Annotated in this window: 17 protein-coding genes; 8 read left to right on the forward strand and 9 right to left on the reverse strand. The window is 64.8% G+C overall.

Annotated elements, in window-relative coordinates; translation table 11 throughout:
• The first annotated feature begins 48 nt into the window (after nt 1–48).
• Nucleotides 49–6021: a hypothetical protein gene (locus tag ACE3PP_RS09675; protein WP_374381151.1), complete on the forward strand. Its 5973-nt coding sequence runs from the start codon at nt 49–51 to the stop codon at nt 6019–6021.
• Nucleotides 6022–6037: 16 nt separating this feature from the next.
• On the opposite strand, the gene ACE3PP_RS09680 is transcribed toward ACE3PP_RS09675, so the two are convergent.
• Nucleotides 6038–6505 (reverse strand): PAS domain-containing protein, encoded by a 468-nt coding sequence (locus ACE3PP_RS09680; protein WP_374381154.1) that lies wholly within the window; start codon nt 6503–6505, stop codon nt 6038–6040.
• A gap of 140 nt (nt 6506–6645) precedes the next feature.
• On the opposite strand from ACE3PP_RS09680, the gene ACE3PP_RS09685 reads away from it, so the two are divergent.
• Together ACE3PP_RS09685 and tdh are read left to right on the forward strand one after the other, a co-directional pair.
• Complete coding sequence (locus ACE3PP_RS09685; protein WP_374381157.1) at nt 6646–7845, forward strand: glycine C-acetyltransferase; 1200 nt, start codon at nt 6646–6648, stop codon at nt 7843–7845.
• A 12-nt stretch (nt 7846–7857) separates the two neighbouring features.
• On the forward strand, nt 7858–8883 hold the full coding sequence (gene tdh / locus ACE3PP_RS09690) for an L-threonine 3-dehydrogenase (RefSeq protein WP_374381159.1): 1026 nt from the start codon (nt 7858–7860) through the stop codon (nt 8881–8883).
• 97 nt (nt 8884–8980) lie between these two features.
• On the opposite strand, the gene ACE3PP_RS09695 is transcribed toward tdh, so the two are convergent.
• The 3 genes from ACE3PP_RS09695 to ACE3PP_RS09705 all read right to left on the reverse strand — a co-directional run bounded on the left by ACE3PP_RS09695 (nt 8981) and on the right by ACE3PP_RS09705 (nt 12877).
• Complete coding sequence (locus ACE3PP_RS09695; protein ID WP_374381162.1) at nt 8981–9343, reverse strand: hypothetical protein; 363 nt, start codon at nt 9341–9343, stop codon at nt 8981–8983.
• A gap of 228 nt (nt 9344–9571) precedes the next feature.
• On the reverse strand, nt 9572–10963 hold the full coding sequence (locus tag ACE3PP_RS09700) for an RsmB/NOP family class I SAM-dependent RNA methyltransferase (protein ID WP_374381165.1): 1392 nt from the start codon (nt 10961–10963) through the stop codon (nt 9572–9574).
• A 174-nt stretch (nt 10964–11137) separates the two neighbouring features.
• On the reverse strand, nt 11138–12877 hold the full coding sequence (locus ACE3PP_RS09705; protein WP_374381168.1) for an ATP-binding protein: 1740 nt from the start codon (nt 12875–12877) through the stop codon (nt 11138–11140).
• A gap of 219 nt (nt 12878–13096) precedes the next feature.
• Between ACE3PP_RS09705 and ACE3PP_RS09710 the strand changes: the two genes are divergently transcribed.
• Nucleotides 13097–13960 carry a metallophosphoesterase gene (locus ACE3PP_RS09710; protein ID WP_374381171.1) on the forward strand — a complete coding sequence of 288 codons (864 nt, stop codon included), beginning with the start codon at nt 13097–13099 and terminating at the stop codon, nt 13958–13960.
• On the opposite strand, the gene ACE3PP_RS09715 is transcribed toward ACE3PP_RS09710, so the two are convergent.
• On the reverse strand, nt 13957–15828 hold the full coding sequence (locus ACE3PP_RS09715; RefSeq protein ID WP_374381174.1) for a sugar-transfer associated ATP-grasp domain-containing protein: 1872 nt from the start codon (nt 15826–15828) through the stop codon (nt 13957–13959). The two genes, ACE3PP_RS09710 and ACE3PP_RS09715, sit on opposite strands and share 4 nt — an antisense overlap.
• Before the next feature lie 433 nt (nt 15829–16261).
• Here ACE3PP_RS09715 and ACE3PP_RS09720 point away from each other — a divergent pair, with 433 nt between their 5' ends.
• The 3 genes from ACE3PP_RS09720 to ACE3PP_RS09730 all read left to right on the forward strand — a co-directional run bounded on the left by ACE3PP_RS09720 (nt 16262) and on the right by ACE3PP_RS09730 (nt 20007).
• Nucleotides 16262–17818, forward strand: coding sequence for an ATP-binding protein (locus tag ACE3PP_RS09720; protein ID WP_374381177.1), 1557 nt, complete (start codon nt 16262–16264; stop codon nt 17816–17818).
• Between the two features lie 317 nt (nt 17819–18135).
• Nucleotides 18136–18963: a 4-hydroxy-tetrahydrodipicolinate reductase gene (gene dapB / locus ACE3PP_RS09725; RefSeq protein WP_374381229.1), complete on the forward strand. Its 828-nt coding sequence runs from the start codon at nt 18136–18138 to the stop codon at nt 18961–18963.
• An 18-nt stretch (nt 18964–18981) separates the two neighbouring features.
• Nucleotides 18982–20007: a DMT family transporter gene (locus ACE3PP_RS09730; protein ID WP_374381179.1), complete on the forward strand. Its 1026-nt coding sequence runs from the start codon at nt 18982–18984 to the stop codon at nt 20005–20007.
• 66 nt (nt 20008–20073) lie between these two features.
• Here ACE3PP_RS09730 and ACE3PP_RS09735 read toward each other — a convergent pair whose 3' ends face one another.
• Genes ACE3PP_RS09735 through ACE3PP_RS09745 form a run of 3 tightly spaced genes read right to left on the reverse strand, consistent with a single transcriptional unit; the run spans nt 20074 to nt 22494 of the window.
• The gene (locus ACE3PP_RS09735; protein WP_374381182.1) at nt 20074–21177 is read right to left on the reverse strand and encodes an alkene reductase; all 1104 of its coding nucleotides are present in this window, start codon (nt 21175–21177) and stop codon (nt 20074–20076) included.
• 23 nt (nt 21178–21200) lie between these two features.
• A complete protein-coding gene (locus ACE3PP_RS09740; RefSeq protein ID WP_374381185.1) occupies nt 21201–21614 on the reverse strand; it encodes a putative quinol monooxygenase in 414 nt (137 codons plus the stop codon).
• A gap of 1 nt (nt 21615) precedes the next feature.
• A complete protein-coding gene (locus ACE3PP_RS09745; RefSeq protein ID WP_374381188.1) occupies nt 21616–22494 on the reverse strand; it encodes a VOC family protein in 879 nt (292 codons plus the stop codon).
• 124 nt (nt 22495–22618) lie between these two features.
• On the opposite strand from ACE3PP_RS09745, the gene ACE3PP_RS09750 reads away from it, so the two are divergent.
• A complete protein-coding gene (locus ACE3PP_RS09750; RefSeq protein WP_374381191.1) occupies nt 22619–23542 on the forward strand; it encodes a LysR substrate-binding domain-containing protein in 924 nt (307 codons plus the stop codon).
• Between the two features lie 31 nt (nt 23543–23573).
• Here ACE3PP_RS09750 and ACE3PP_RS09755 read toward each other — a convergent pair whose 3' ends face one another.
• Complete coding sequence (locus ACE3PP_RS09755; protein WP_374381194.1) at nt 23574–23777, reverse strand: 4-oxalocrotonate tautomerase family protein; 204 nt, start codon at nt 23775–23777, stop codon at nt 23574–23576.
• Nucleotides 23778–23799: the final 22 nt, after the last annotated feature.

The raw sequence follows: 23799 nt of genomic DNA on the forward strand, positions 1-23799 counted from the left end.
TCCCCGGCCGGCTGGTGGCGGGTTTCGAGTGCAGGGGCTATTGAGGTCATGGGCAAAGGGGATCAGGAATCGGGCACCGCGCGCGGCCTCTTGAAGGCGGCGGCGGGCAATGATCCGGGCACGAAGCATCATCAGCGCGCCGTCATTCTGGGCACGCTGCTGACGCTCTGCTGGTTTGCCGCCTATGGCTGGCACGTGGCCGATGCGGTCGGTCTGGAAAACCTCCAGGATCTGATGCCGGCGGAACTCGCCCAGATCATCATCGCCCTGGTATCGCCCGCCGTCTTCGTCTGGGTCGTCATCGGCTATGTCATGCGCGGCCGCGATCTCGAGCGGCAGACGGCGCTCCTCGCCCAGCATCTCAACATGCTGACCTATCCCAACCCGCAGGCCGAGCAGCGCGTCGCCACGGTGGCCGATGCGATCCGCCGCCAGACGATCGAACTCAAGGCGGCGACTGAGGATGCGGCGGCGGCCTTGGCCCAGATCGAACACCGCTTCCAGCACCAGCGCGGCGATCTCGACAATGCCGCCAAGGCCGCGCGGCAGGAAACCGAATCCGTCGAGGCCCAGCTTTCCCGCCAGCGGCAATTGCTGGCCGACATGCAGGCGGTCCTCTCCGATCAGAAGGCGGCACTGAAGCGCGCTGGGGACCAGGAAACCGCGGCGCTCGAATCGATCGCGGCCGATTCCGCCGATCGCGTCGTCGCCGCCTTTGAGGAAAAGCGCCAGGAAATCACCGCCATCCTCGACCGCGTGCTCGATCACGGCGCCTCGGTGCGCGATGCGGTCGAACGTCAGGCGGAAATCCTTGCCGACAGCGCCGAAAAGGCGACCCTTGGCCTCAAGAACGAACTCACCGCCATCGGCCGGCGCCTCGACGAGGCCGGCGAAGCGGCACGGCGCGAAGGCCGCGCCCTTGCCGAAGCGGGCGATCAGCAACTGGCGACCATCACCGACATCGTTGGTCGCGCGGCGCGCGAATTCAACCAGCAGCTCGACAATCTCAATCGCGGCACGGCCGAGGCGATCGACACCGGCCGGCGCAACACGGCCGAGGCGGAAAACGCGCTGCGCCAAGTGGTGGTCGAAATCACCGCCCAAGCCGGCCGCCATGCCAATGACGTGGCGCAGGCTCTTGCCCTGCAGCTCCAGGGCATCAACGCTGCCAAGGCCCAGGCGATCGATGCGGGTGAGGAATTGCAGGCGGCGCTCAGTGCGCAGGCGGCGCGCCTCTCCGAACGGACGACCGATGCCTTCGCTTTGATGCGGGGCGAGATCGCGCAGGAAATCTCGACCCTCAAAGAGGCCGAGGAAAAAGCTGCCGCCCGCTACCGCGAGCTCGACCGCAACATGTCGGGGCACCTGGCGGCACTCGACAAATCTTTCGCCGCCGCCGGCTCGGCGCTCGAATCCCGCGCCCAGCACGAACAGGCCAGCATCGAAGCAGCGACCGAAGCGACCGAAACTCGCATCAATGCTGTGCTTGCCGCCATCGAGCGGCAAAGTAAGGACATGCACGACCAGGCGGAAGCGAGTGCCGAGCGCTTTGCCAACACGCTCCGCCGCCATCACGAACTGGTCTCGGCGACAGCCACCGCCACCGTGGGCGAGGTCATGCGCAAGACCGCCGAGATCCAGCGCCAGATGCGCGAGGAAGGCGATCTCTCCGTCGCCGCGGCCAAGACATTGGCCGAGGATTTCACCAACTCGCTGGCGCGCATCGGCGAAATCATCAACGACAGCGTCAGCCGCGCCAAGAACGACAACAGCGTGCTCGAAGAAACGGCCCGCACCCAGGCTGAACGTCTGACCCATGCGGCCCTTTCCGCCGCCGAACAGTTCCGCCAATCGCTCGACCGCATGTCGGGCGACACGGCCGCCATGATCCGTGCCCTCATGGACAAGATCAGCGAACAGAACCAGGCGGTGAAGACAGCACTCCGCACCGAGGCGGGCGACTTCCAGGAATCGACCGGCCGCGTCGGCGAACAGATCGGCCAGCGCTTTGCCGAGATGCTGAAGTCGATCGAGACCGTGGCCGCCGGCACCAGCAGCGAAACCGACGCCCTGGTGGCCAAGGTCGATGCCCAGGCGGCGCGCCTGACGCTTGCGGCCGACACGGCCGCCCAGCGCCTGAAACAGCATATCGACAGCGAATCGGCAAAGCTCGAAACCCTTTCCGAGGCACAGCAGATCCGCCATGCCGATCTCACCAAGGCCATCGAAGGCGCGTCGACGGCCCTCGAAGGTGCTGCCGAAATGCATGCCGACCGCTTCGGCCAGCTGCTGAAACGGCAGGAAGAACGCCTCGCCGTTCTAAACGACGCGCAGGAAGCTGCCGGTCGTCGCCTCGGCCAGACGGTCGAAGCGCAAGGGCATCTGCTTGAGCAGGCGGCCGATCGTGCTGCCGAACGGCTGGCACAGCGCCTGCGCGAAAATGAAACGGCCGTCAGTGCCAGCATCGCGGCGATGGTCGCCGAAACAAAATCGCTCGACGAACTGGTGCAAAGCCAGCGCGACAAGCTGCTCGCGGCAAGCGGTGACGCCGCCGGTCGCCTGCGCTCGGAACTCGATACGCATGCCGCAGGTCTCAATCGGATGGCGGCGGAACTGGCCGGCACCGTTGGTCTTTTGAGCCAGGCGGTCGATGCGGAAAGCGCGGCGCTTGCCCGCAATCTGCAGGCGGCGAGCGACAAGGCATTGGCCGATTTGAAGGCCGAGACCGAGCGCCAGCAGGCGTCGATGGGCGAAAATGTGGAACGGATCGCCGAGCGCCTGCGCGGCCACGAAACCGCACTTACAGCCCATGTGAACCAGGTGCTCGAACGCGCATCGACCCTCGATACCGTCATCGCCGACCAGCGCCAGCGCCTTGCCGATGCCGGTACGGCTGCCAGCAACCAGATTCGTGGCGAGCTTGATGCTCATGCCGCCGGTCTCCAACAGATGGCGGCGGATCTCGCGGCCCGGGTGGCGGGCCTGCGCGAGACGGTCAGTGCGGAAAGCGGCGCGCTCGGCACCAGCATGCGCGAATCGGCTGAAAAGGCGGTGGGCGATCTGCGCAGCGAAACATTGCGCCAGCAGAATGCGCTGGGCGAACATGCCGATTTGATTGCGGCGCGCCTCAAGGATACCGAGGCCGGCATTGCCGCCCGTGTCGCGGAAATTCAGGAGAAGGCGGCCGCACTCGACGTCGCCATTGACAGCCAACGTCAACGCCTCGCCGATGCCGGCACGGCTGCCAGTCACCAGATCCGCAGCGAACTCGACGCTCATGCCGGCCGTCTCGAGGAAATGGGTCGTGACCTGGCGCAGCGCGTCGCCGATCTCTCGACGCGGATCGGCGATGAGAGTGCGGCTCTTGGCGTCAATTTGAGCAACAGCACCGACGCCACGCTCGCCAAATTACGCGAAGCCTTCACGGCTCAGGAAAGCGAGATCGACCGCATCGCCGCGTCGCTCGGCCTCAAGGTGGCTGGCCTCGGCGAAACCGTGAAGAGCGAAAGCCTTATACTCGCTGATGCGATCCAGGGCGCCGGTGACGGTGCCGTGGCGCGGCTGAAGGGCGAGATCGAACGCCAGATTTCCGGCATGGAAGGTCTCACCGCGACCCTCATCACCCGCACCACGGCCCTCGACGGCACCATCCTGTCGCAGCGCGATCACCTCGTTGAAGCAGCAGCGGCGGCGGCGGAAGGCTTCCGCGATATCCTGCGGCGCCAGGCCGACGAATTCGTGGCGGCGGCCGAGGCGGTCGCCAGCCGGTCGGCGGCCCTTGAAGGCATCACCCATGCCCAGCGCGATGAACTCATCGCCGCCTCGAAACATGCGGCCGAACATTTCGCCAGTGCCTTGCGCCTGCAAGCACAGGAGATCGCCGCGGCGACGGCGTCCGCCGTCCAGCAGACCGAAGGTCTGGGGGCCGCCGCCCGGGTCCAGGCAGAAGCGCTCGCGGCCATGATGGCCGACAGCACCCGTCGCTTCGAAGCGATCACCAGCGAACACGGCGCGATGCTGTCCGGGGCGGGTGAAAAGGCCGGCGACAATGTGCGCGAACGGCTTGCCCAGCAATATGCCGAGATCGAGAAACGCTTCACCGACATCGTGGCGCAGGGTGACCGCTTGAAGGCCGGCGCCGAGGATCAATCCGTGATCTTGGGCAAGGCCGCCGAACAGGCAGCCAATGTCGCCATCGCCATGCGTGATGCGCTGGCTGACCAGGCCGCGCGCGCCAATTCGGCCGGTATCGAGATCAACGAACGGGCGCTCGAAGCCGGGCGCCTCATGCAGCGCCAGGCCAGCGATCTTTCCGACGCGCTCAATGCCATCGTCCAGAAGAACGCTGCCAACTTGAAAGCCGCGACCGAACAGGCCGGCGTTCAGGCGATCGAGCTTGGCCAGTCGCTCATGCGCCAGAACGACGACCTTACGGCGGCACTCGCGCGCACCCAGGCGGCCACGACCGAAATACGCGACGCGCTCAAGGCGCAGATCGATGAATTGTCCAGCGTGACACAGAAGGTCGAAGTCGAGGCCCGCGTCATCGGCACGGTCTTCCGGACCGAGGCGGAAACGCTGCGCGAAGCGGCCGAGAAGGCATCGGGCACCGCCGGCAATCTCCAGCAACAGATGCGCGACGGCCTTGCCGCTCTCGACGGCGTTGCCAACACCGCACTCGAAAAAGCGGCCCTCCTCCATCAGGATGTGGCACGGCAAAGCGAATTGGTGAAGCAGGCGACCGAGGAAGGCGGCAAACGTACGGCGGAGCTCGCGAGCCTCTATGAAGGCCACGCCCGCCAATTGTCCGCGGCCTCCGAAATGGCCCGCGACAAGCTCGAACAGATGGGCAAATCCCTGGCCTCCCAGGCCGAGATCCTCTCCACCATCACCGACCAGGCGGTGGTGCGCCAGCAGCAGCTCAATGTGACGATGGGCCAGCGCGTCGAACAATTATCGGCGGTCGGCAAGGAAGGCCAGCAGCAGCTCTCGACCCTCAACATCTCGGCGCAGAACCTCGCCGAATTCCTGCGCGGCACCACGGCGGAAAGCACGCGCCAGGCCAAGGAAACGATCCAGCTCTTCCGCGACGGTGCCGAAGCGCTTTCGGTCGTCACCAAGAAGGCGGCGCAGCAGGTCAGCGGCGTCAAGGCGGCGGTCGCCGAACAGATCGCCGAACTCACCGATCTCTCGGTGAAAGTCCACGACATGGCCGAGCAGGTGCGCGGCCAGCTGCGCGCCCAGGCCAAGGAATTCTCCGACGCGGCCCTCGCCGCCAAGGCGTCCGCCGAAGGTGCCCGCGGCGATGCGCAGCAGGCGAGCGAGATTCTCAATCGCCAGGTCGAAGGGCTCGCTCAGGCAGCGGCCCGCATGAACCAGCATTTGGCTGGTCTCGGCACTGATATCGATCGGCGCATCGAATCGATGAGCCGCGCGGCCGAGAACGCCGCCGGCCGTGTCGGCGCCATCGGGCAGAGCTTCGAGCGCCAGGCCGAAGGTTTCGGCCGCGCCCTCGATCTCGCGCAGGCCAAGGCCGGCGAACTTGGCGAAGCCTTCCGGAGCCAAAGTCTGGAACTTGCCAAGACCTCGCAGCTGGCGCTCGAGCGCATCGACAAGTTGCGCGAGACGCAGAACAATTCGACCCGCGACAGCTTCCTGCGCGCGGCCTCGGTGATGATCGAAGAATTGAACGGCCTCGCCCTCGATATCCACTCGCTGCTCGACAACGAAATTCCGGAAGAAATCTGGAAGCGTTACCGCGAAGGCGACCGTTCGGTCTTCGCGCGGCGCCTTTTCCGCAACAAGGATACCTATGTCATCCCGGCGATCGAACAGCGTTACAGCCGCGACGAACGCTTCCACGATATCGTCGATCGCTACTTGAAGAAGTTCGAAGATCTGCTGACGCAATCGGCCAAGGCGGACCCGGAAGCCGTGCTCAATGCCGCCATCATCACCGCCGATGTCGGCAAGCTCTATCTGGTGATGGCGAAGAGCCTCGGCCGCAGCCTGGAGAATTGAGGCGCTACCAGCCGCGCTACTTCAGATCGACCTCAGCATAGGTCATCACCATGTTGACCGTCTCGCCATCGTCCGAGAGGGGCAGCAACAGCCCCTCCTGGCTGCGTAAGTAACCCAAAGCACTGACATAATCCGCCCAATCATAGAGTGGGCGCTTTTCGGTGATGACGATGTCGTAATTGGTCAGCGTGTCGGCCAGCGATTGGCCGATGCCGCATTCCTCAACCGAACGGCCGGTCGGGTTGTAGCCCCGGAAATTGACGTCGAGCTCACCCACCAGCCGGTAGATGAGCCGGCGCGGATTGTGATGCACGTCGACCAGCTGCATGTTGGAAAGCCAGGGCTTCATCTCAATGGGGTCGATATCCCGTCGCGCCGGCATCCGGCGGCCCCCACGCTTGGCATCCCAATAGCGATAAACGTCCAGGGTGCGGGGTCGGCAGCGTTCGGCCATCAAGGCCATATCGGTCGTGCGGGGATACATGGTGGCGCATTCTTAGACCGGCTCGTGCCAGACCTACAATAGCGCGGCGATCAATCCAGATACGCTCAGTTCGCAAAAGTCATTTGCTTCCCAGCCGCGAAGCGGGATCATGGAGCCCGCATTAGTGGAGCTTCATCCAGATGGCCCAGGACTTCTACGCTCATCTCGCCGCCACCCTCGACCAGATCCGCGCCGACGGCTTCTGGAAGGCGGAGCGCGTCATCGCCACACCGCAGGGCCCCGATATCGGCCTTGCCAACGGCACTCATGTCCTCAACTTCTGCGCCAACAATTATCTGGGCCTCGCCGACGATCCACGCCTCATCGCCGCCGCCAAGGGGGCGCTCGACGATCACGGCTTCGGCATGGCCTCGGTGCGCTTCATCTGCGGCACCCAGGACATCCACAAGGCGCTCGAGGCCGACATCGCGCATTTCCTCGGCACCGAGGATGCGATCCTCTATTCCTCCTGCTTCGACGCCAATGGCGGTCTCTTTGAAACGCTGCTCGGCGAGGAGGATGCGATCATTTCCGATGCGCTCAACCATGCCTCGATCATCGACGGCGTGCGCCTCTCCAAGGCCAAGCGCTTCCGCTATGCCAACAACGACCTTGCCGATCTCGAAAACCAGCTCAAGGCCGCCGATGCCGCCGGCGCGCGTTTCAAGCTGATCGCCACCGACGGCGTCTTCTCGATGGACGGCATCATTGCGGACCTCGCCGGCATCACCGATCTGGCCCGGCGCTACGGCGCGCAGGTGATGGTCGACGACAGCCATGCCGTGGGATTCGTCGGTGCCAAGGGCCGCGGGGCGCCGGAATATCGCGGTGTCGCAGCGCAGATCGATCTCTTCACCGGCACCTTCGGCAAGGCGCTGGGCGGCGCTTCGGGCGGCTATATCGCGGGCCGGAAATCGGCGATCGATCTCCTGCGCCAGCGCTCGCGGCCCTATCTCTTTTCCAATTCGCTGATGCCGGCGATCGTCGCCGCGACCGGTGCCTGCCTCAAACTCATCGACAGCGCCGAAGGCACCGCCTTGCGCGCGCGCCTTGCCGAGAACGGCCGGCGCTTCCGCGAGAAGATGAGCGCACTGGGCTTCCGCCTCGTCCCCGGCGAACATCCGATCATCCCGGTGATGTTGGGCGATGCCAAGCTCGCGACCGCGATGGCGGACGCGCTCCTTGCCGAGGGCATCTATGTGATCGGCTTCTCCTATCCCGTGGTGCCCAAGGGCCAGGCGCGCATCCGCACGCAAATGTCCGCCGCGCATTCCAGTGACGATATCGACCGCGCCGTTGCCGCCTTTGCCAAGGTGGGGAAGGCATTGGGCGCCATTTGAAGGAACGATGACATGAAAGCCCTGGTCAAGGAAAAGGCCGGTCCCGGCCTCACCCTCATGAGCGTGCCGGAGCCCGAGGTCGGGCACAACGACGTCCTCATCCGCATCAAGAAGACGGCGATCTGCGGCACCGACATCCACATCTGGAAATGGGATGAATGGGCGGCGAAGACCGTGCCGGTCGGCATGCATGTCGGCCACGAATATGTGGGCGAGATCGTGGCGATGGGCGAGGAGGTGCGCGGCTTCTCGATCGGCGACCGCGTCTCCGGCGAGGGCCACGTCACCTGCGGCTATTGCCGCAATTGCCGCGCCGGGCGGCGGCATCTGTGCCGCAACACGTTCGGCATCGGCGTCAACCGGCCCGGCGCCTTTGCCGAGCTGCTGGCGCTTCCCGCCGTCAATGCCTTCAAGATCCCGGACAATATCAGCGACGATCTCGCCGCGATCTTCGACCCTTACGGCAACGCCACGCATACGGCCCTGTCGTTCAACCTGGTGGGCGAGGACGTGCTCATCACCGGCGCCGGGCCCATCGGCATCATGGCGGTGGCGATCGCCAAGCATGTGGGTGCACGCCATGTGGTGATCACCGACGTCAACGATTACCGCCTGGACCTTGCCCACAAGATGGGGGCGACGCGCGCCGTCAATGTCGGGCGCGAGAAACTGGCCGACGTCATGAAGGAGCTCGGCATGGTCGAGGGCTTCGACGTGGGGCTTGAAATGTCCGGCGTGCCCTCGGCCTTCAACACGATGCTCGATGTCATGAATCACGGCGGCAAGGTGGCGCTGCTCGGCATTCCGCCCGGCAACACGGCGATCGACTGGAACAACGTCATCTTCAAGGGGCTGGAGATCAAGGGCATCTATGGCCGCGAGATGTTCGAGACCTGGTACAAGATGGTGGCGATGCTGCAATCGGGCCTCAACCTCAACCCGATCCTTACCCACCAATTCGCGCTCGGCGATTACGTGACCGGCTTCGAGACGATGCTCTCCGGCCAATCCGGCAAGGTCATCCTCAACTGGACCTGAGCCCTCAACTGGACCTGAGCGCAAAAAAAGACCCCGCCCTTGGGGTGGCGGGGTCGAGATGTGAAGGTTGGCAACGCAAACGAGGGAAGTCGGTGGATCAATGCCGAAGCTTGGTACTTGGTTCCCTGACAGCCGCATCGGGGACAGCCGCATCGGGAATGGCGACGCCGGCGACCTTGCCGCTCGGAGCAGCCGCGTGCGGATCCTCGGGATCCGGTTCGACGCCCAGGCATTTGATGGCCTCGCGCACCGAGCGCAGACGCTCGGCCGTCAGCGACGCACCCGGCCCGCTCATGTTTTCTTCCGCCGCCACCAGCAACAGGCCCAGATCGTAATCCCATTGCTGCAGCAATTTGAGCTTCTGCGCGCGGCTCAGTTCTTCGTCGGCCAGCAGATTGGCCGGATTGCGATAGGCTTTGGCGACGTCCTGCATCGCCGTTTCGAAAGCGGTCTCGTGCATGGGTCAATCCTCCGCAAGGCTGCGATCGGTCGTTCATCAGCAACACGAAGGTCGCTGCGATGGTTCCATCAGTGGAACATGAACCAGATGACAATGAGGACCGGAATGGGCACGCCGAGGAGCCACAGCAAGGCATAGCGCATGTAAAATCTCCGTCTGGTCGATTGATCGCTCAATCAACCGGCGCTTTGCCCAGAAGTTCCAGGGCGCTGACTTACGGAGTTTTGTTCAGCCGGCTTTCAGAATGCGCGCGGCAAAAAACCCGTCGAGGCCGCCCTGGTCGGCGAGATGGCTGGGCAGCGAGCGGAAATCACCCGCCGGCGAGATGAGCTCGAACAACCCGCCCACCTCTTCCGTGTGGATGCGGTCATGCTTCAGGTCGCCGTGCCGCGCCAGGAGGGCGGCGATGCGCTCCGGCCCTTCCTCGGGCTGCAGCGAACAGGTGCAATAGATGAGCGTGCCGCCGGGGGCGAGCAGCGAGACCGCCTTGTCGAGGAGGCGGTCCTGGGTCGCGGTGAGCTTGCCGATGTCGCGCGGGTCCTTGAGCCAGGCCACGTCCGGGTGGCGGCGGATGGTGCCGGTCGCCGAACAGGGCGCATCGAGCAGCACCGCGTCGAAATCGCGCCCGCGATCCCACAGCGCCGCATCGGCCGCCTCAAGCTCGGCATGGAGGCGCAGGCGCTCGAGATTCTCTTTGACGCGGGCGAGGCGCGGCCGCGACCGGTCGAGCGCCGTCACCTGGGCACCGGCCGAGGCAAGCTGCGCCGTCTTGCCGCCGGGGGCGGCACAAAGATCGATGACCCGCTTCCCCGCCACATTGCCGAGGAGGCGTGCCGGAATCTGTGCCGCGAGATCCTGCACCCACCACGCACCTTCGGCATAGCCGGGCAGATCCTCGACGCGCTGATGCAGCCGCTCGCCCCCTTCCGAGGCGACGGGCCGCCGCAGCGTGCCGGAGAGCGGCATGACGCGGGCATGCAATTGGCTCGCCCAATATTCGGCCTCGGCCGGACGGCGGCAGCAGAAATCGAGCGGTGGCTCATAAAGATGCGCGGTCGCGATCTGTGTGGCCTTGGCGACGCCATACGCCCTGACCCAGCTTTGCCACAACCAGTCGGGCAGGCTCACCGCGCCGGCGGGGGCTGCCGCCAGGAAGGCCTGCGGATCGCGCGCGATGCGCCTGAGCACCGCATTGATGAGGCCCTTGAAGCCGGTCTCGCCGCGCTCGCCGGCCAATGTCACCATCGTGTCGACGGCGGCGTGGGGCGCCGTCGCCAGGAACATGATCTGGGCGGCCCCTAAGCGCAGGATGTTGCGCACCAGAAGGGCGCGGGCGGGCAGGGGCTTTTCCAGGCACTGGCCCAGCGCATGGTCGATCTGGCCCATATGCCGCAAGGTGGTGGCGACCAGCGCCCGCACGAACTGGCGGTCGCGGGTGGCGAGTTTTTCAAGCTCGGCGTGTTCGCCCAAGGCTTCGTCGAGCGGTTTCCGGCGCCGGAACACGGCATCCATCAGATCGAGTGCGATCGAACGGGCGGAAAGGGTGGGTGACTCGGTACCGCTATCCGGTGCGGCATCGCGAGGCCCCCGACCGGCGGGGGAAGGTTCTTTTGCGTTCATGGCCGCCCTGATAGCGGATCGGGCGGCGCTTGTCTAATCGCCCGGTGCCGGCCGGCGGCCTTTTCGCACCCGATCATGCGCGCCGTCACAGGGGAGAATGGCGGGGTGCCCCGCCAGACCTCTCAGCCGGACCCCTCAGCCGGACCCCTCAGCCGGAGACTGCAGGCGGACACTTCAGGCGGCGAGAACCCGTTCCTTGGGCAGCCACAGGGTGACGCGGGTCCCCTGGCCGAGGCGCGAATGAAGATCGAGCCTGCCGCCCTGTGCCTCGGTGAGGGCCCGCGCGATGGGCAAGCCCAGCCCCGCCCCTTCATGGGCGCGCACGAAAGCGTCCTGGACCTGGCCGAAGGCGGAGAAGACCAGCGGTATATCCTCGTTGGCGATGCCGATCCCGGTGTCGGAAACGGCAATGGCGATGCCGTCGCCCCGCTCGCCATGATTGACCAGCCCGGCCTCGATGCGGATCTCGCCGCCGGGCAGGGTGAACTTCACCGCATTGTTCAACAGGTTGATGAGAATTTGCGTGAGCGCCCGCTCGTCGGCGCGGATGGGCGGCAGATTGTCGGGCAGGTTGTTGAGGAGGCGCAGCGACTTGGCCTGCGCGGCATTGGCAACGAGATTGAGCGCGTTGCGCGCGATGGCGCCAAGGTCGCAGGGACCGTCGGTAAGAACCAGCCGCCCAGCCTCGATCTTCGAGAGATCCAGAATATCGTTGATGATGTTAAGCAGCAGCCGGCCGCTTTCATGGATGTCCGCCGCATAGGTCTGCACGCGCTCCGGCGTCAGCGGGCCCAGCGGCGACCCGGCGAGGATCTCCGAGAAGCCGAGGATGGCATTCAAGGGCGTGCGCAGTTCGTGGCTCATATTGGCAAGGAACTGCGACTTCGCCTGGCTCGCGGCCTCGGCATGTTCCTTGGCCTCGATCAGCTCTTCCTGCACCAGCTTGGTCGCGGTGATGTCGATGCCGATGCCGCCGATGGCGCCGATGGCGCCGGTCTCATCGGGGATGGGGAACTTGATGTCGCGGTACCAGCGCGTGCCGCCGTCGCGCGGATAGGCAATTTCGCGCGTCACCGACCGGCCGGCGCGCCGCATCTCGACCTCCAGCTCGTCGATGGCGCGGGCACCCTCGCTGAGTTCTATATCGGCGATGCGCCGGCCGATCATGTCCGATGCCGGTCTGCCGTAGAATCGTTCGCTTGCACGGTTGACCAACAGATAGTGGCCGTCGAGGTCCTTGACCGACATGGTGATCGGCGCGTTCTGCATGAAGGCCGACAGGCGCGCCTCGGTCGATCGCAGTGCCTGGGTGCGGGTGGATACCTGCCGTTCCAGATCGCGCAGCAGGCCTTTCAGCGCGATGAGATTGTCGCACTGACGCGCCAGCCGCAGCAGCGCATCGGCCTGCGCGGGCGAAAGGGTGCGCGCCTTCTTGTCGAGGACCGCCAGGGTCCCCAGGATGATGCCGCCCGGCGCATGAATGGTCGCCGAGGCATAGAAGCGCAGGCCGGTCTCCCGCACGATCTCGCTGTCGGCAAAGCGCGGGTCCTGGGTGAGGTCCGGCACCACGAACACACCGTCGCCGCGAATGACCGTGTCGCAGAACGAGCCGGCACGCGGATATTCCCTGAGGTCGGTACCGCGGACGGATTTGAACCACAGCCGCTCGGTATCGACCAGCACGATCAGTGCCACCTGCGTTTCGCAGAATTGCGCCGCAAGCTCGGTGAGGTCGTCGAAAGCGGGATCGGATGTCGTATCGAGCAGGCCCGTCGCCTTGAGGGCCGCCACCCGGCGCGCTTCCCACGCGGCCATGCCGGCGGGGTCGGACGGGCACAGATCGATCACCACGCCCGGTTGTCCGAGTGCCTTGTTCTGTGGGACCGGTTCATCGCCGTGCTTTGGCAAATTCATCTCCCGTTCCACGGGCATCCTGGTCTCGCCGCAGGCCCGGGTACGTTAACGAATTATCTCCGTTTTCCCGGAGAACACACATCATGAGTTGTTTTCTCATACAATTCCTAGGGGTTCCGGCCGCGCCGCGACAAGTCTTTTCTTGGGGTTTCTGTCACCGTGCTGCAATCGCCGCGCGCTAAACCCTCGCCTTTGAAAATGGTGATTTCAGGGGGCTCCATGTCGCGCCACACGCTCATCCAGGTCAGCGACCTCCATCTCAGCGCGCTGCGCGCCTACAATTACCGGGGCTGGGCCGCCTGCCGGAAACATATCAACCGGGTCCACCCCGATCTGGTCGTCGCCACCGGCGATCTGGTCCTGTGCGATCCAGATCATGTAGCGGACCATGATTTCGTGGCGGCCGAACTGGCGCGGCTCGACGTGCCGTGGGCGGCCCTTCCCGGCAATCACGATATCGGCGACACCGGCCCCAAGCCCTATATGGACCAATGGGTCAGCCAAGAACGCCGCCAGCGTTATCTCGACCGGCTCGGGCCGGACTGGTGGGCGCGGGATCTGGGGCACTGGCGCATCATCGGCCTCAATGCCCAATTGCCGGGCAGCGGCCTTGCGGCCGAGGTTCAGCAATTCGCCTGGCTCGACGCCGAACTCGCGGCGACCGCCGGCCGGCCGATCGCCCTTTTTCTCCACAAGCCGCTCTTCGTCACGGCGCCGGACGAACCGGGCGACCCGGTCTGGTGTTTGCTCGAACCGGCACGCCGCGCGCTCATGGACCGTTTCGCCGGGGCCGACCTGCGCCTTGTCGGCTGTGGGCATGCCCATCACTACCGCACGCTTGTCGCCGGCAACATCACGATGGTCTGGGCGCCGAGCACGGGGCTGGTCATCGATGACGAGGTGGCGCCCTTCGACGGGCGGCACGAACCGGGACTGGTGCACTATGTCTTCGACGGCGACCGGGTCGAGTTCGGCCTGGTGCAGCCCGCGGGCCATGTCACCAGCGACTTGACCGATCTCGTCGCGCGCCACGGTGCCATGCGCCAGGCCCCCATTCTTCAGCTGGCCGACGTCCTCGATTAAAGCGGCGATTGGATCCGCACCGGCCCGCCGCGCATCGCCTCGCGCGCTTCGACCAATTGGTCGAGGCCGTTGTGCAGCAAGGGGCCGATCGGGTTTTCGCCCGCTGGCAGGCGGTGAACGCGTTGCAGGAAGGCGAAATCCGGATAGGCATTGCCTTCGATCAGCATGGGTCCCTGGGGTGTGACCGCGATATCCCAACCGATGACGAAGCGGTCGTTGAAAACCTTGTGGGCGGCCAAGGCCAGATCGCGCACGGCAAACCATTCCGGCAGGGCCGCCCCCAGCACGCGCGCACCGGTCACCGGATGATAGTCGAAGAAATCCAGCGCATCGGCGCGCTTGTCGCCGGCGAGCCAGCCCAGCGTGCCGGTTGCAAGATCAATCGGCGCGCCATATTCGATGTCGCTCGGCCAATCGGGCTCCAGCTTCGAGAGGATGCGCAACATGCCGTGGGTGACGGCGGGCGATCCGAAGATATCGCGGCAGGTGATGACGCGAATGACGACCAGGGATGTCCGGGCATAGCGCGCCACCGACAGTGCATTCTCCAGCCGCTCCTGCACCAGCAGAGTCTGCCCCGCCGATTGCTGTGTGAGATGCGCTTCGAGCGCCGCCTGGGTGAGGAGCTTGCCGTCGGGCGCCAGCAAATGAACCTCAGTGACGTTTGCGCACCGTGGCGCTCCGGACTCGGCTCCATGATGAAAGGCCAGATACGTCTCGGTACCCCTGGCACCCTTTGAAACGGCGGGTTTCACGAAGAGGCCCGGCACCGATTCAAAAGCGGCCTGATCCAGCCATGCGACCGCGCCATCCTGCGCCAGCGCGATCAACCGGGGTGTTGGCAGACCGTGGGCCCGACAGGTGCGGTCGAACCGCGCCTTGTCGGACAGATTGCTGCGATGGTCCTTCTTGGGGATGAGATAGTTGAGCGCGGTGAAGAGCCCGTTCTTGGTCTCGTAGCGCGTCAGATACTCGCCGGCCGCTCTTTGCCGGTCGCGGCGGTAAAGCTCCAGCATGTAATAGGCTTGCGCATCGAGCCCGCAATGCATCATCAGCAGCAGGATGTCGACGATCTGCCGGACGATCGGCACGCCGAAATTGCGCCTTACTTCGCCGCCCAGGCTTCCGGTCCACAGGGCGATGCGGCCGAAATCGATGATGGGGAGAATCCCCGGCCAATGCGCGATGCGCTGCTTGGGGAAGCGACCCTTGGCGAACAGATGATAGGCGTCGAAGACGTGGCGCGCGCGATTGCCGAGCTGCCCGCTATGCACATCCGACGCCGCATGCCGCGCGATCGGCGACCAGCCCGCATAAAGCAGCAGCAGGCCGAAGGCCACCAGATAGAATTGCAGATACACGAACTGGCTGAAATCCGAGATCGTCTCGATCTCGTCAGCGGAAAGGCCGACCGGCGACCAATCCTCGACGAATTCCAGGCCGACCACCAGCGTCTGCGCGACGAAGCCGCAGATCAGCAGATGCTTGACCAGGGCGGGGACGCGCTCGAAACGCGACACGATGAAAAGGCCGATGGGCGCCAGCAGCCACAGGAAAAACTCGGCCGATTCCTTAAGGCTCAGGAAATCGAGCAGGACATCGCGATGCGCCGGCAGCCATTCGAGAACAAGGGTCATCAGCAATACGCTGAGCCACCCGATCCAGGCCGCGCGCACCACCAGGTTGGGAACACCCAGCTGCAGCCGGCGGTAGATGGTCAGCGCCATCACCGCGGCCACCAACGCGTTCAAGGGATCGATGACGTAATCGTTCGACCGCAAGGGCGACAGCAGCAGGATGAAGGCCAGAACCGCCGTTCCCAATGCGAAGATCAGAAGTCCATAGGAGCGATAGACGAAACGCGGCATTGCTGGGGCCACTCGGATAAGGGCCGCACAGCTCGGCGGGAACGCGGCGCGGGCGACGGAATTCGGGCCTGACTATCGGGGGCCAACATGACCGCGACCTTACCACAGGCTTGCGCGGCCGGAGCGCCACGGCACCAGGACGATGCTTCCCGAACCGCCCTCCACCCTTCTCGCCCGATCGACGCCGCTGGTAATTCAAGCGTGCGACACTTTGTTCGCCATCGCGCCGCACTTTAGGACTCTCCACCTGCCGCCTGATCTACACCGTTTTGTCGGCTTATCCAGCGCCGGATACCGGCGAATCGCCGCCGATTTAACACGCTGATTTGCCTGCACCTTCCGGATGACCGACTCACACTATGATCGTGTCTTGACGGTTGCGCCCCGCTGGCCTTTTCTCTGCGCCGAAACACCGACTTTCTGGGGTAGGTCGATGGGCGATGATGGTGGGCAGGCGATGAGCGTGGGGGACGGGCAATTGCCCGACATGCCCGCTTTGCCGGCCGCCTTCGACGCAGGCCTCGCCGCGCGCCTCCATACCGCGCTCTGGATCTATGACATCGATCTGTCGCGTGTCATCTGGGCCAACCCGGCGGCCCTTGAGGTCTGGCGCGCCCCCGATATCGGCACATTGTTCGCCCGCGACCTCGCCGTCGACATGTCGCCGGGGGTGGCGGCGCGTTTGCGCCAGTATCAGGAAGATTTCATCGCCGGCCCCGCCACTTTCTCGGAAGTCTGGACGCTCTATCCGCAAGGGGCGCCGCGCTCGCTGCGTTGCCGTTTCAGCGGCATCCGTCTCGACGACGGACGCATGGCGATGTTCTGCGAAGGCTTGGCCGACTATAACGACACGCCGGAAGCGTTGCGCTCGACCGACGCGCTTCTGCACACGACCGTGATGATCACGCTTTACGATCTCGACGGGCAGATCCTCTATTCCAATCCCGCGGCGCGGGCCTCGCGCCTGGCTGGCGATACCGTCGAGGGGGCGCCGCTCCGCGTGCGTTTCCTCGATCCCGTCGATCACCGCCGGCTGGTGACGACTCTGGCCGAAACGGGCGGGGCGCGCCTCATCGCCCGCGTGCGCACGGGTACGGGCCTGCGCTGGCATGAAGTGACGGCGCGCATCGCCACCGACGCCGCGACCGGGGCACCCGCCTGGCTCGTTTCCGAACTCGACGTCACCGAATCCAAGGAATACCAGGCCAAGCTCGAGGAAACGCGCTCGAAGCTCGAAGCCCAGGCGCGGGCGCTGCGCGAAGCCCATCACGAGGCGGAAAGCGCCAACCGCGCCAAGTCGCAGTTCCTCGCCCATATGAGCCACGAACTCAGGACCCCGCTCAACGCCATCATCGGTTTTTCCGACGTGACGCGGCGCGGCACCTTCGGCGAAGTGCAGCCCAGCCGCTATGGCGACTATGCCGAACTCATTCACGAAAGCGGCCGGCTGCTGCTCGACCTCATCAACGACATCCTCGACATTTCGAAGATCGAGGCCGGCAAGATGGAATTGAAGCCGACGCCGCTCGAGGCGCGCGACCTCGCTGAAAGCAGCGCCCGGCTGGTCAACGACATGGCGCGCGAAGGGTCCGTCACCCTCTTCACCGACGTGGCCGATGGCACGCAGCCTTTGTTCGGCGACCAGCGCGCGGTCAAGCAGATCATCATCAATCTCCTCTCCAACGCGGTGAAATTCACGCCCACCGGCGGCAAGGTGAAGCTCTCCGTCGAGGACCGCCCGAACGGCGCCTCGGCGATCGTCGTCACCGATACCGGCATCGGCATGAGCGAGGAGGAAATCAGCCGCGCCCTCGACCCCTTCCGCCAGATCGACAGTTCGATCTCGCAGAACCATCGCGGCACCGGCCTCGGCCTCTCCTTGGTCAAGAACCTGGTCGAACTCCACGGCGGCGCCCTCTCGGTCCGCAGCCGCTCCGGCATCGGGACCGAGATCACGGCTCTTTTCCCCGGACCCTCGGGCAGCTTCTGAAAAAGGGATGAAAAGGGTGGTGAAAAGGGGCGTTTCCGGGCCCTTTTCGGCGGCCAGATCGGGGGTATTTCGGGGGGTCCGCAAGCCTTTGTTTACCAACGCCTGTTGCCGATCCCGGCGAACCTCGTCTAGATTTCCCGCCGGATGGTTCAGGGGGAATTATGGCGGTCAAGACTCAGGCGAAGAAGCCCAAGCCCAAGGCAGAGACCAAGTCCGTTCCGGCAAAGGCTCCCGTAGCTAAATCCAAGCCTTTGGTGGAAAAGGAAAAATCGGCAAAGCCGACGGTCCAGAAGCCAAAGCGCCAGCTCAATGGGGCCATCAAAGTCGGCATCGCCGGCTGTGCCGGTCGCATGGGCCAGATGCTGCTGAAGATACTGGCCCAGGCGCCGGGCGTCCTCGTCGTGGGCGGCACCGAGCGCAAGGGCTCACCTGCCCTCGGCATGGATCTCGGCGCCCTTGCCGGCACCGATCCCTTTGGAATCACAGTGAATGATGACCCGGCGGGGCTCTTCGAGACCGCTGACGTGGTGATCGATTTCACCAACCCTTCCGCTACCGCCCTCCATGCCGGCTATGCCGCCAAGGGTGGGACGGCGCATGTGATTGGGACGACCGGGCTCGACAGCGACCAGCAGGCAGCCGTCGCCCGCGCCGCCCAGAAGGCGCCGATCGTGATGGCGTCCAACATGTCGCTGGGGGTCAATCTCCTCGAACAGGTGATCGAGCAGGTGGCCCGGATCCTCGACACCGATTGGGATATCGAGATCGTCGAAATGCACCACCGGCACAAGGTCGACGCCCCGTCGGGCACGGCTTTGACCCTGGGCGAGGCGGCGGCGCGCGGGCGGGGAACCACCCTGCGCCGGGCCGCCAAGCGTGGGCGTGACGGCCAGACCGGCCCCCGTGCCAAGGGCGAGATCGGCTTTGCGGCCTTGCGCGGCGGCGACGTGGTGGGCGACCACACGATCATCTTCGCCGCCGATGGCGAGCGGCTGGAGATCACCCACAAGGCGTCGAGCCGCGAGATCTTCGCACGCGGGGCGGTGAAAGCGGTGCTGTGGGCTGCCGGCAAGGCACCGGGCCTCTATACGATGAAAGACGTTCTGGGCTTCAGCGTCGGCGGATCCGCACCCGCCAATTCCTGATCCAGCGGCCGCCGCCCGATGATCGGCATCGTCTATGCCCTGGTGTCGGCGGCTCTCTTCGGGATCAGCGCACCGGTCGCCAAGCTGCTGCTGGGGGATGTCTCGCCTTGGGCTTTGGCCGGGCTTCTCTATTTGGGCTCAGGCTGCGGCCTGGCCCTGGTGCGCCTTTTCCGCAAGAGCCAGGAGACGCAGCTATCCCGCGCCGATCTGCCCTGGTTTGCCGCCGCGACCCTGGCCGGTGGCGTCGTGGGTCCGGTGCTCCTGATGTTCGGGCTGGCCCAGAGTTCAGCCGCCGAGGCGTCGCTGCTCCTCAACCTTGAAAGCGTGCTGACCCTCGGCATCGCCTGGATGGTCTTCAAGGAGAATGTCGACTGGCGCCTCATGATCGGCGCCGTCGCGATCGTCGCCGGCGCGCTCGTTCTTTCCTGGCCCAAAGACGCGGCGATCGGATTCGCTTGGGGGCCGCTGCTCATTGCCGGGGCCTGTCTTGCCTGGGGCATCGACAACAATCTGACGCGCAAGGTCGCGGCGAGCGATCCCATGCAGATCGCGATGCTGAAAGGATTGGTCGCCGGATCGGTCAATGCGGCGCTGGCCTTCAGCCTCGATCCGGTGCTGCCGCAATTCGGTACCATCGCCGCCGCCGGCTTGGTCGGCTTCCTCGGTTACGGTGTCTCGCTGACGCTGTTCGTGCTGGCGCTGCGGCATCTGGGGACGGCGCGGACCGGCGCCTATTACGCGCTGGCCCCCTTCATCGGCGCGGGCGTTGCGATCCTCTTCCTGGGCGAGTCGATCTCACTGGCCTTCGTTGCCGGCGGGATACTGATGGCGATCGGCCTGTGGCTGCATCTGACCGAGCAGCATGTGCACGAGCATGCGCACGAAGCGATGGAGCATGAGCATCTCCATGTGCATGACGCGCACCATCAACATGTGCATGAACCGGGTGTGGGACCCGAGCCGCATGCGCATCGGCACCAGCATGCACGCCTCATCCACCGTCATCCCCATTACCCGGATCTGCATCACCGCCACGAACATTGAAGAGATGAGCAGTCACGCGAGGTGAGCCCAAGCTCACCTCGCGCATGCTGACCTCGCTGATGCCGCTTAAGCCACCGTGGCGACGTCGAGCGTCGGATAGTCGGTATAGCCCTTGGCACCGCCACCGTAGTAAGTCGTCTTGTCGTTCTCGTTGAAGGCCGCATTGCGCTGCAGCCGCGCGACGAGATCGGGGTTGCCGATATAGGGCTGACCGAAGGCGATCATGTCGGCATGGCCGGACGCTGTCGCGGCGAGTGCCAGTTCACGCGTATAGCCATTGTTGGCGATGTACTGCCCGCCGAACGCGGCGTGAAGCACCTTGTAGTCGAACTCGGCGGCAGCATTGGCGCCGCGCGTCTGGCCTTCGATCGCATGCAGATAGCCGAGGCCCAGTTTCCCGAGTTCACGGGCGAGATGGCCATAGGTTGCCTGCGGGTTGCTGTCGAGCGAGGTGTCGCCCACCGCCCGCGTCATGGGGGAGAGGCGCACGCCGACGCGGTCGGCACCCCAGACCTTGGCAACCGCCGTCACCACCTCGATGGGGAGACGCGTGCGGTTCGCGACCGAGCCGCCATAGCGGTCGGTGCGATGGTTCGTGCTGTCGCGGATGAACTGGTCGAGAAGGTAGGAATTGGCCGCATGCACCTCGACACCGTCGAAGCCCGCTTCCTTGGCAAGGCGCGCGGCATGGGCATAGTCGGCGACGATGCCGGGGATCTCGTCCGTCTCAAGCGCGCGCGGCATGGAGGGCCGCGCCTGGGTCTGCGATTCAAGAAAGACAAGCTCGCCTGCCTGGATCGCCGACGGCGCTACCGGGGCGGCGCCATTCTCCTGCAGCGAGACATGGGACATGCGGCCCACATGCCAGAGCTGCGTCACGATCTTGCCACCTTCGTTATGCACGGCATCGGTGACGCGCTTCCAGGCCGCGACCTGGGCGTCGGTATAGATGCCGGGCGTAAAGGCATAGCCGCGGCCCTGGCGCGAGATGTTGGTGGCCTCGGTGATGATGAGGCCGGCCGAGGCGCGCTGACGGTAATAGTCGACGGCGAGATCGGAATGGACGCCGTCCATATCGGCACGCGAGCGGGTGAGGGGCGCCATGGCGATGCGGTTCTTCACCTCGATGGCACCAATCCGGGTCGGCTGGAAGAGAGTCTCAATTGTCATGATCTGATCTCCATTGAATGCGTTCAGTTGGTCGGCGACCCGACAAGAATTTCCATGTGCATCACGGTGACGCCGCCCTCGGCGAGGTCCGGCAGTTTCTTGAACCAGTCCTGCACATAGGGCATCGCGTTGTGGGCATCGAAATCCGCGCGGCTGGCGAAGATTTCGTAGAAGATGAAGTGACCCGGTGCCGCGCGGTCTTCCTGCAGGAAATAGACAAGGTTCTTCGGATCACCGCGCACCAGGCCGATGAGCGGCAGTGTCTCCGCGCGCAACTCGTCGGCCTTGCCGGGTTTGGCTCTGACCTCGGCGACGATCGAATAGGCGCCGGCCGGGATCGCGGCATAGCCCTGGCCTGGACCGTCATTCGCCATCGCCGGTGTCGACGCAGTGAGAGCGATGAAAAGCGCGAGGCGCGCCAGAAGATACCGGGCCATCTCAACCCCCATTGTTCTGGTTGCGCTGACGATGGGCGGTCAGCGCGTCGGCGAAACGCTTCTTCACCGGGCCCAGCGCCTTGACGAATTCGAGCTGCTCACCTTCCGGCCCCTTGGCGTAAATCAAGGTCCAGCCATCCGAGAGGCCCTCGGTGATCGGGTTGGAGTTCGCGCTGAGCGGCGCCGCGAGACGTTCGCCTTCCGACGTCACGGTGACGATGCGGTTGGCCTTCACCTGATTCATGCCGCGCTTGGCTGCTTCCGCCTCGAGATCGCGGATGAATTTGTTGAAGTCGACATCGTCGCGCAGATAGAAGCAGATATGCATCGAGCGCGGGAAAGCCGGGCTCATATGGTCGCGGGGCTCAGCAAAGCTGTCGCCGCTGCCGGTGGGCTGATCGGCATCGCGATATTGCAGCAGCTCGATCACGACATTGTCGAACTGGATGAAGCGGACATCGAGACGCTGCGCCCCGTCGCGCAGGTTGGGGATGCCCAGCGTGCGCGGATTGACCTTGCGCTCGCGGGCGACGATTTCTTGATCTGTCAGTAGTGTGTTGTGGATGCGCTCGCCTTGGAAATCGCCGTCGCGAAAGACTTCGGTGCCACCCAGGACCTCGGTATAGAATTCATAGGCCCGGTCCATGTTCTGGACCGTGACACCGAAATGCTGCACGCCCTGCAACCGGGCGCCCAAGGGGGCATCGTCGCGGGCAACGAGCAACTCGGTCGGCGCGGTCTCGGTCGTGTCGTCGGCCAAAGCAGAGGTCGATATCGCCTGCGCGGCGATACCGCCGACCGCAACCGCACCGGCGGCGCGGAGGAGCTGACGACGGTTGGGCGCATGTTCAATTTCTGTGATGCGGACTTGGTCGGTCATGTCTGTCTCCTTTTGTCGAGGGGCAGCCCGGCCGGGCGCCCGTCACGAGACGAACATGGCTTTCAGTCTTATATTTCAGAAGTTTATTTAATTGATTTTAGATATTCACATGACATTATAACTGATGCATTACGATCTCAATCTGCTGCCGGTCTTCGTGACACTGATGGAGGAGCGCAACGTCACCCGCGCCGCCGAGCGTCTGGGGATCACGCAGCCCGCGCTATCGAATGCGCTGGCGCGCCTGCGCCTCATGATGAAGGACCAGCTTTTCATCCGCGCCCGCTATGGCATCGAGCCGACGCCGCTGGCGCGCGATCTTGCCCCCGTGATCGCGGCGTCACTGGCGAAGATCGACGATCTGGTTCGGGGCCAGCAGGAATTCGACCCCGCAAAGGCCCAGCGCCAAGTCACGGTGGCGACCAACTCCTATGTCGAATTCGGGCTGATCCCGGCGGTCGTGGCGCGGCTCAAGGATGTGGCGCCCGGCATCAGGCTGCGCATGATCCCCTATGGCAGCGACTTGGCCGAAACCGGAATCATCTCGGGCACCACCGAAATGGTGTTCGGCCGCATCGTCGGCGCGCCGGACAATCTGGTGGTGCAGCATTTGATGGATGACGGTCTCGCCTGCGTCGTGCGCGCGGATCATCCGGAGGTTGGCGACAGGTTGACCCCAGCGCAATATGAGCGACTGAAGCATGTCAATGTGATGCCGCCGGGGCGCCTGCGCGCGGGCCTCTACCAGAAACTGGAACAAGCGGGCCTCAAGCGCGACATTGCGGTCTCGGTGACGCATTTCCTGGCCGTGCCGGAACTGATCGCCGTCACCGATTATTGCACCATGCTGCCGCGCGTCATCTGCCAGCGCCTGATGCATGATCCCAGGTTGAAGGTCCTTCCCACGCCGATCGACCTCGGCACTTTTCCGGTCGAGATGGCCTGGCACGTTCGTTATCGCAACGACCCGGCCCATCGCTGGCTACGCGGCCTCATCGCCGATGTGGCGAAGGTGGTGGTGGCGGGAGAAATGCGGGCCGGCGGCTAGGCCGGATCCTCAGAGGCCAGCGCCCCAAAATTCAATCGCCGCCTTGCGCCTTCCAATCGTCGGTGAGCATGCCGGCATAGCCCCAATCGCTCTCGTCGATTTCCTGGATGACGATATGCGTGTGTTCGGGTTTCTTGCCGAGAATGCGGACCAGTGACTTGGTGATGTCGGCCACCAGTTCCGATTTCTGCGCGCGGGTGGCGCCACGGGTGATCTGCACATTCACATAGGGCATGGGTTCGATCCTTCGATGGGTA

The organism is Dongia sp. (genome assembly GCF_041910485.1).
GTDB lineage: Bacteria > Pseudomonadota > Alphaproteobacteria > Dongiales > Dongiaceae > Dongia.

Excerpts from the sequence above, each read along its gene's own strand:
- ACE3PP_RS09710 (WP_374381171.1), top strand. The coding sequence starts at position 13,097 with ATGTCGCGCCACACGCTCATCCAGGTCAGCGACCTCCATCTCAGCGCG.
- ACE3PP_RS09715 (WP_374381174.1), bottom strand. The coding sequence starts at position 15,828 with ATGCCGCGTTTCGTCTATCGCTCCTATGGACTTCTGATCTTCGCATTG.
- ACE3PP_RS09695 (WP_374381162.1), bottom strand. The coding sequence starts at position 9,343 with ATGCACGAGACCGCTTTCGAAACGGCGATGCAGGACGTCGCCAAAGCC.
- tdh (WP_374381159.1), top strand. The coding sequence starts at position 7,858 with ATGAAAGCCCTGGTCAAGGAAAAGGCCGGTCCCGGCCTCACCCTCATG.
- ACE3PP_RS09700 (WP_374381165.1), bottom strand. The coding sequence starts at position 10,963 with ATGAACGCAAAAGAACCTTCCCCCGCCGGTCGGGGGCCTCGCGATGCC.
- ACE3PP_RS09755 (WP_374381194.1), bottom strand. The coding sequence starts at position 23,777 with ATGCCCTATGTGAATGTGCAGATCACCCGTGGCGCCACCCGCGCGCAG.
- ACE3PP_RS09730 (WP_374381179.1), top strand. The coding sequence starts at position 18,982 with ATGATCGGCATCGTCTATGCCCTGGTGTCGGCGGCTCTCTTCGGGATC.
- ACE3PP_RS09720 (WP_374381177.1), top strand. The coding sequence starts at position 16,262 with ATGGGCGATGATGGTGGGCAGGCGATGAGCGTGGGGGACGGGCAATTG.
- ACE3PP_RS09675 (WP_374381151.1), top strand. The coding sequence starts at position 49 with ATGGGCAAAGGGGATCAGGAATCGGGCACCGCGCGCGGCCTCTTGAAG.
- ACE3PP_RS09735 (WP_374381182.1), bottom strand. The coding sequence starts at position 21,177 with ATGACAATTGAGACTCTCTTCCAGCCGACCCGGATTGGTGCCATCGAG.
- ACE3PP_RS09740 (WP_374381185.1), bottom strand. The coding sequence starts at position 21,614 with ATGGCCCGGTATCTTCTGGCGCGCCTCGCGCTTTTCATCGCTCTCACT.
- ACE3PP_RS09750 (WP_374381191.1), top strand. The coding sequence starts at position 22,619 with ATGCATTACGATCTCAATCTGCTGCCGGTCTTCGTGACACTGATGGAG.
- ACE3PP_RS09680 (WP_374381154.1), bottom strand. The coding sequence starts at position 6,505 with ATGTATCCCCGCACGACCGATATGGCCTTGATGGCCGAACGCTGCCGA.
- ACE3PP_RS09705 (WP_374381168.1), bottom strand. The coding sequence starts at position 12,877 with ATGAATTTGCCAAAGCACGGCGATGAACCGGTCCCACAGAACAAGGCA.
- ACE3PP_RS09745 (WP_374381188.1), bottom strand. The coding sequence starts at position 22,494 with ATGACCGACCAAGTCCGCATCACAGAAATTGAACATGCGCCCAACCGT.
- ACE3PP_RS09685 (WP_374381157.1), top strand. The coding sequence starts at position 6,646 with ATGGCCCAGGACTTCTACGCTCATCTCGCCGCCACCCTCGACCAGATC.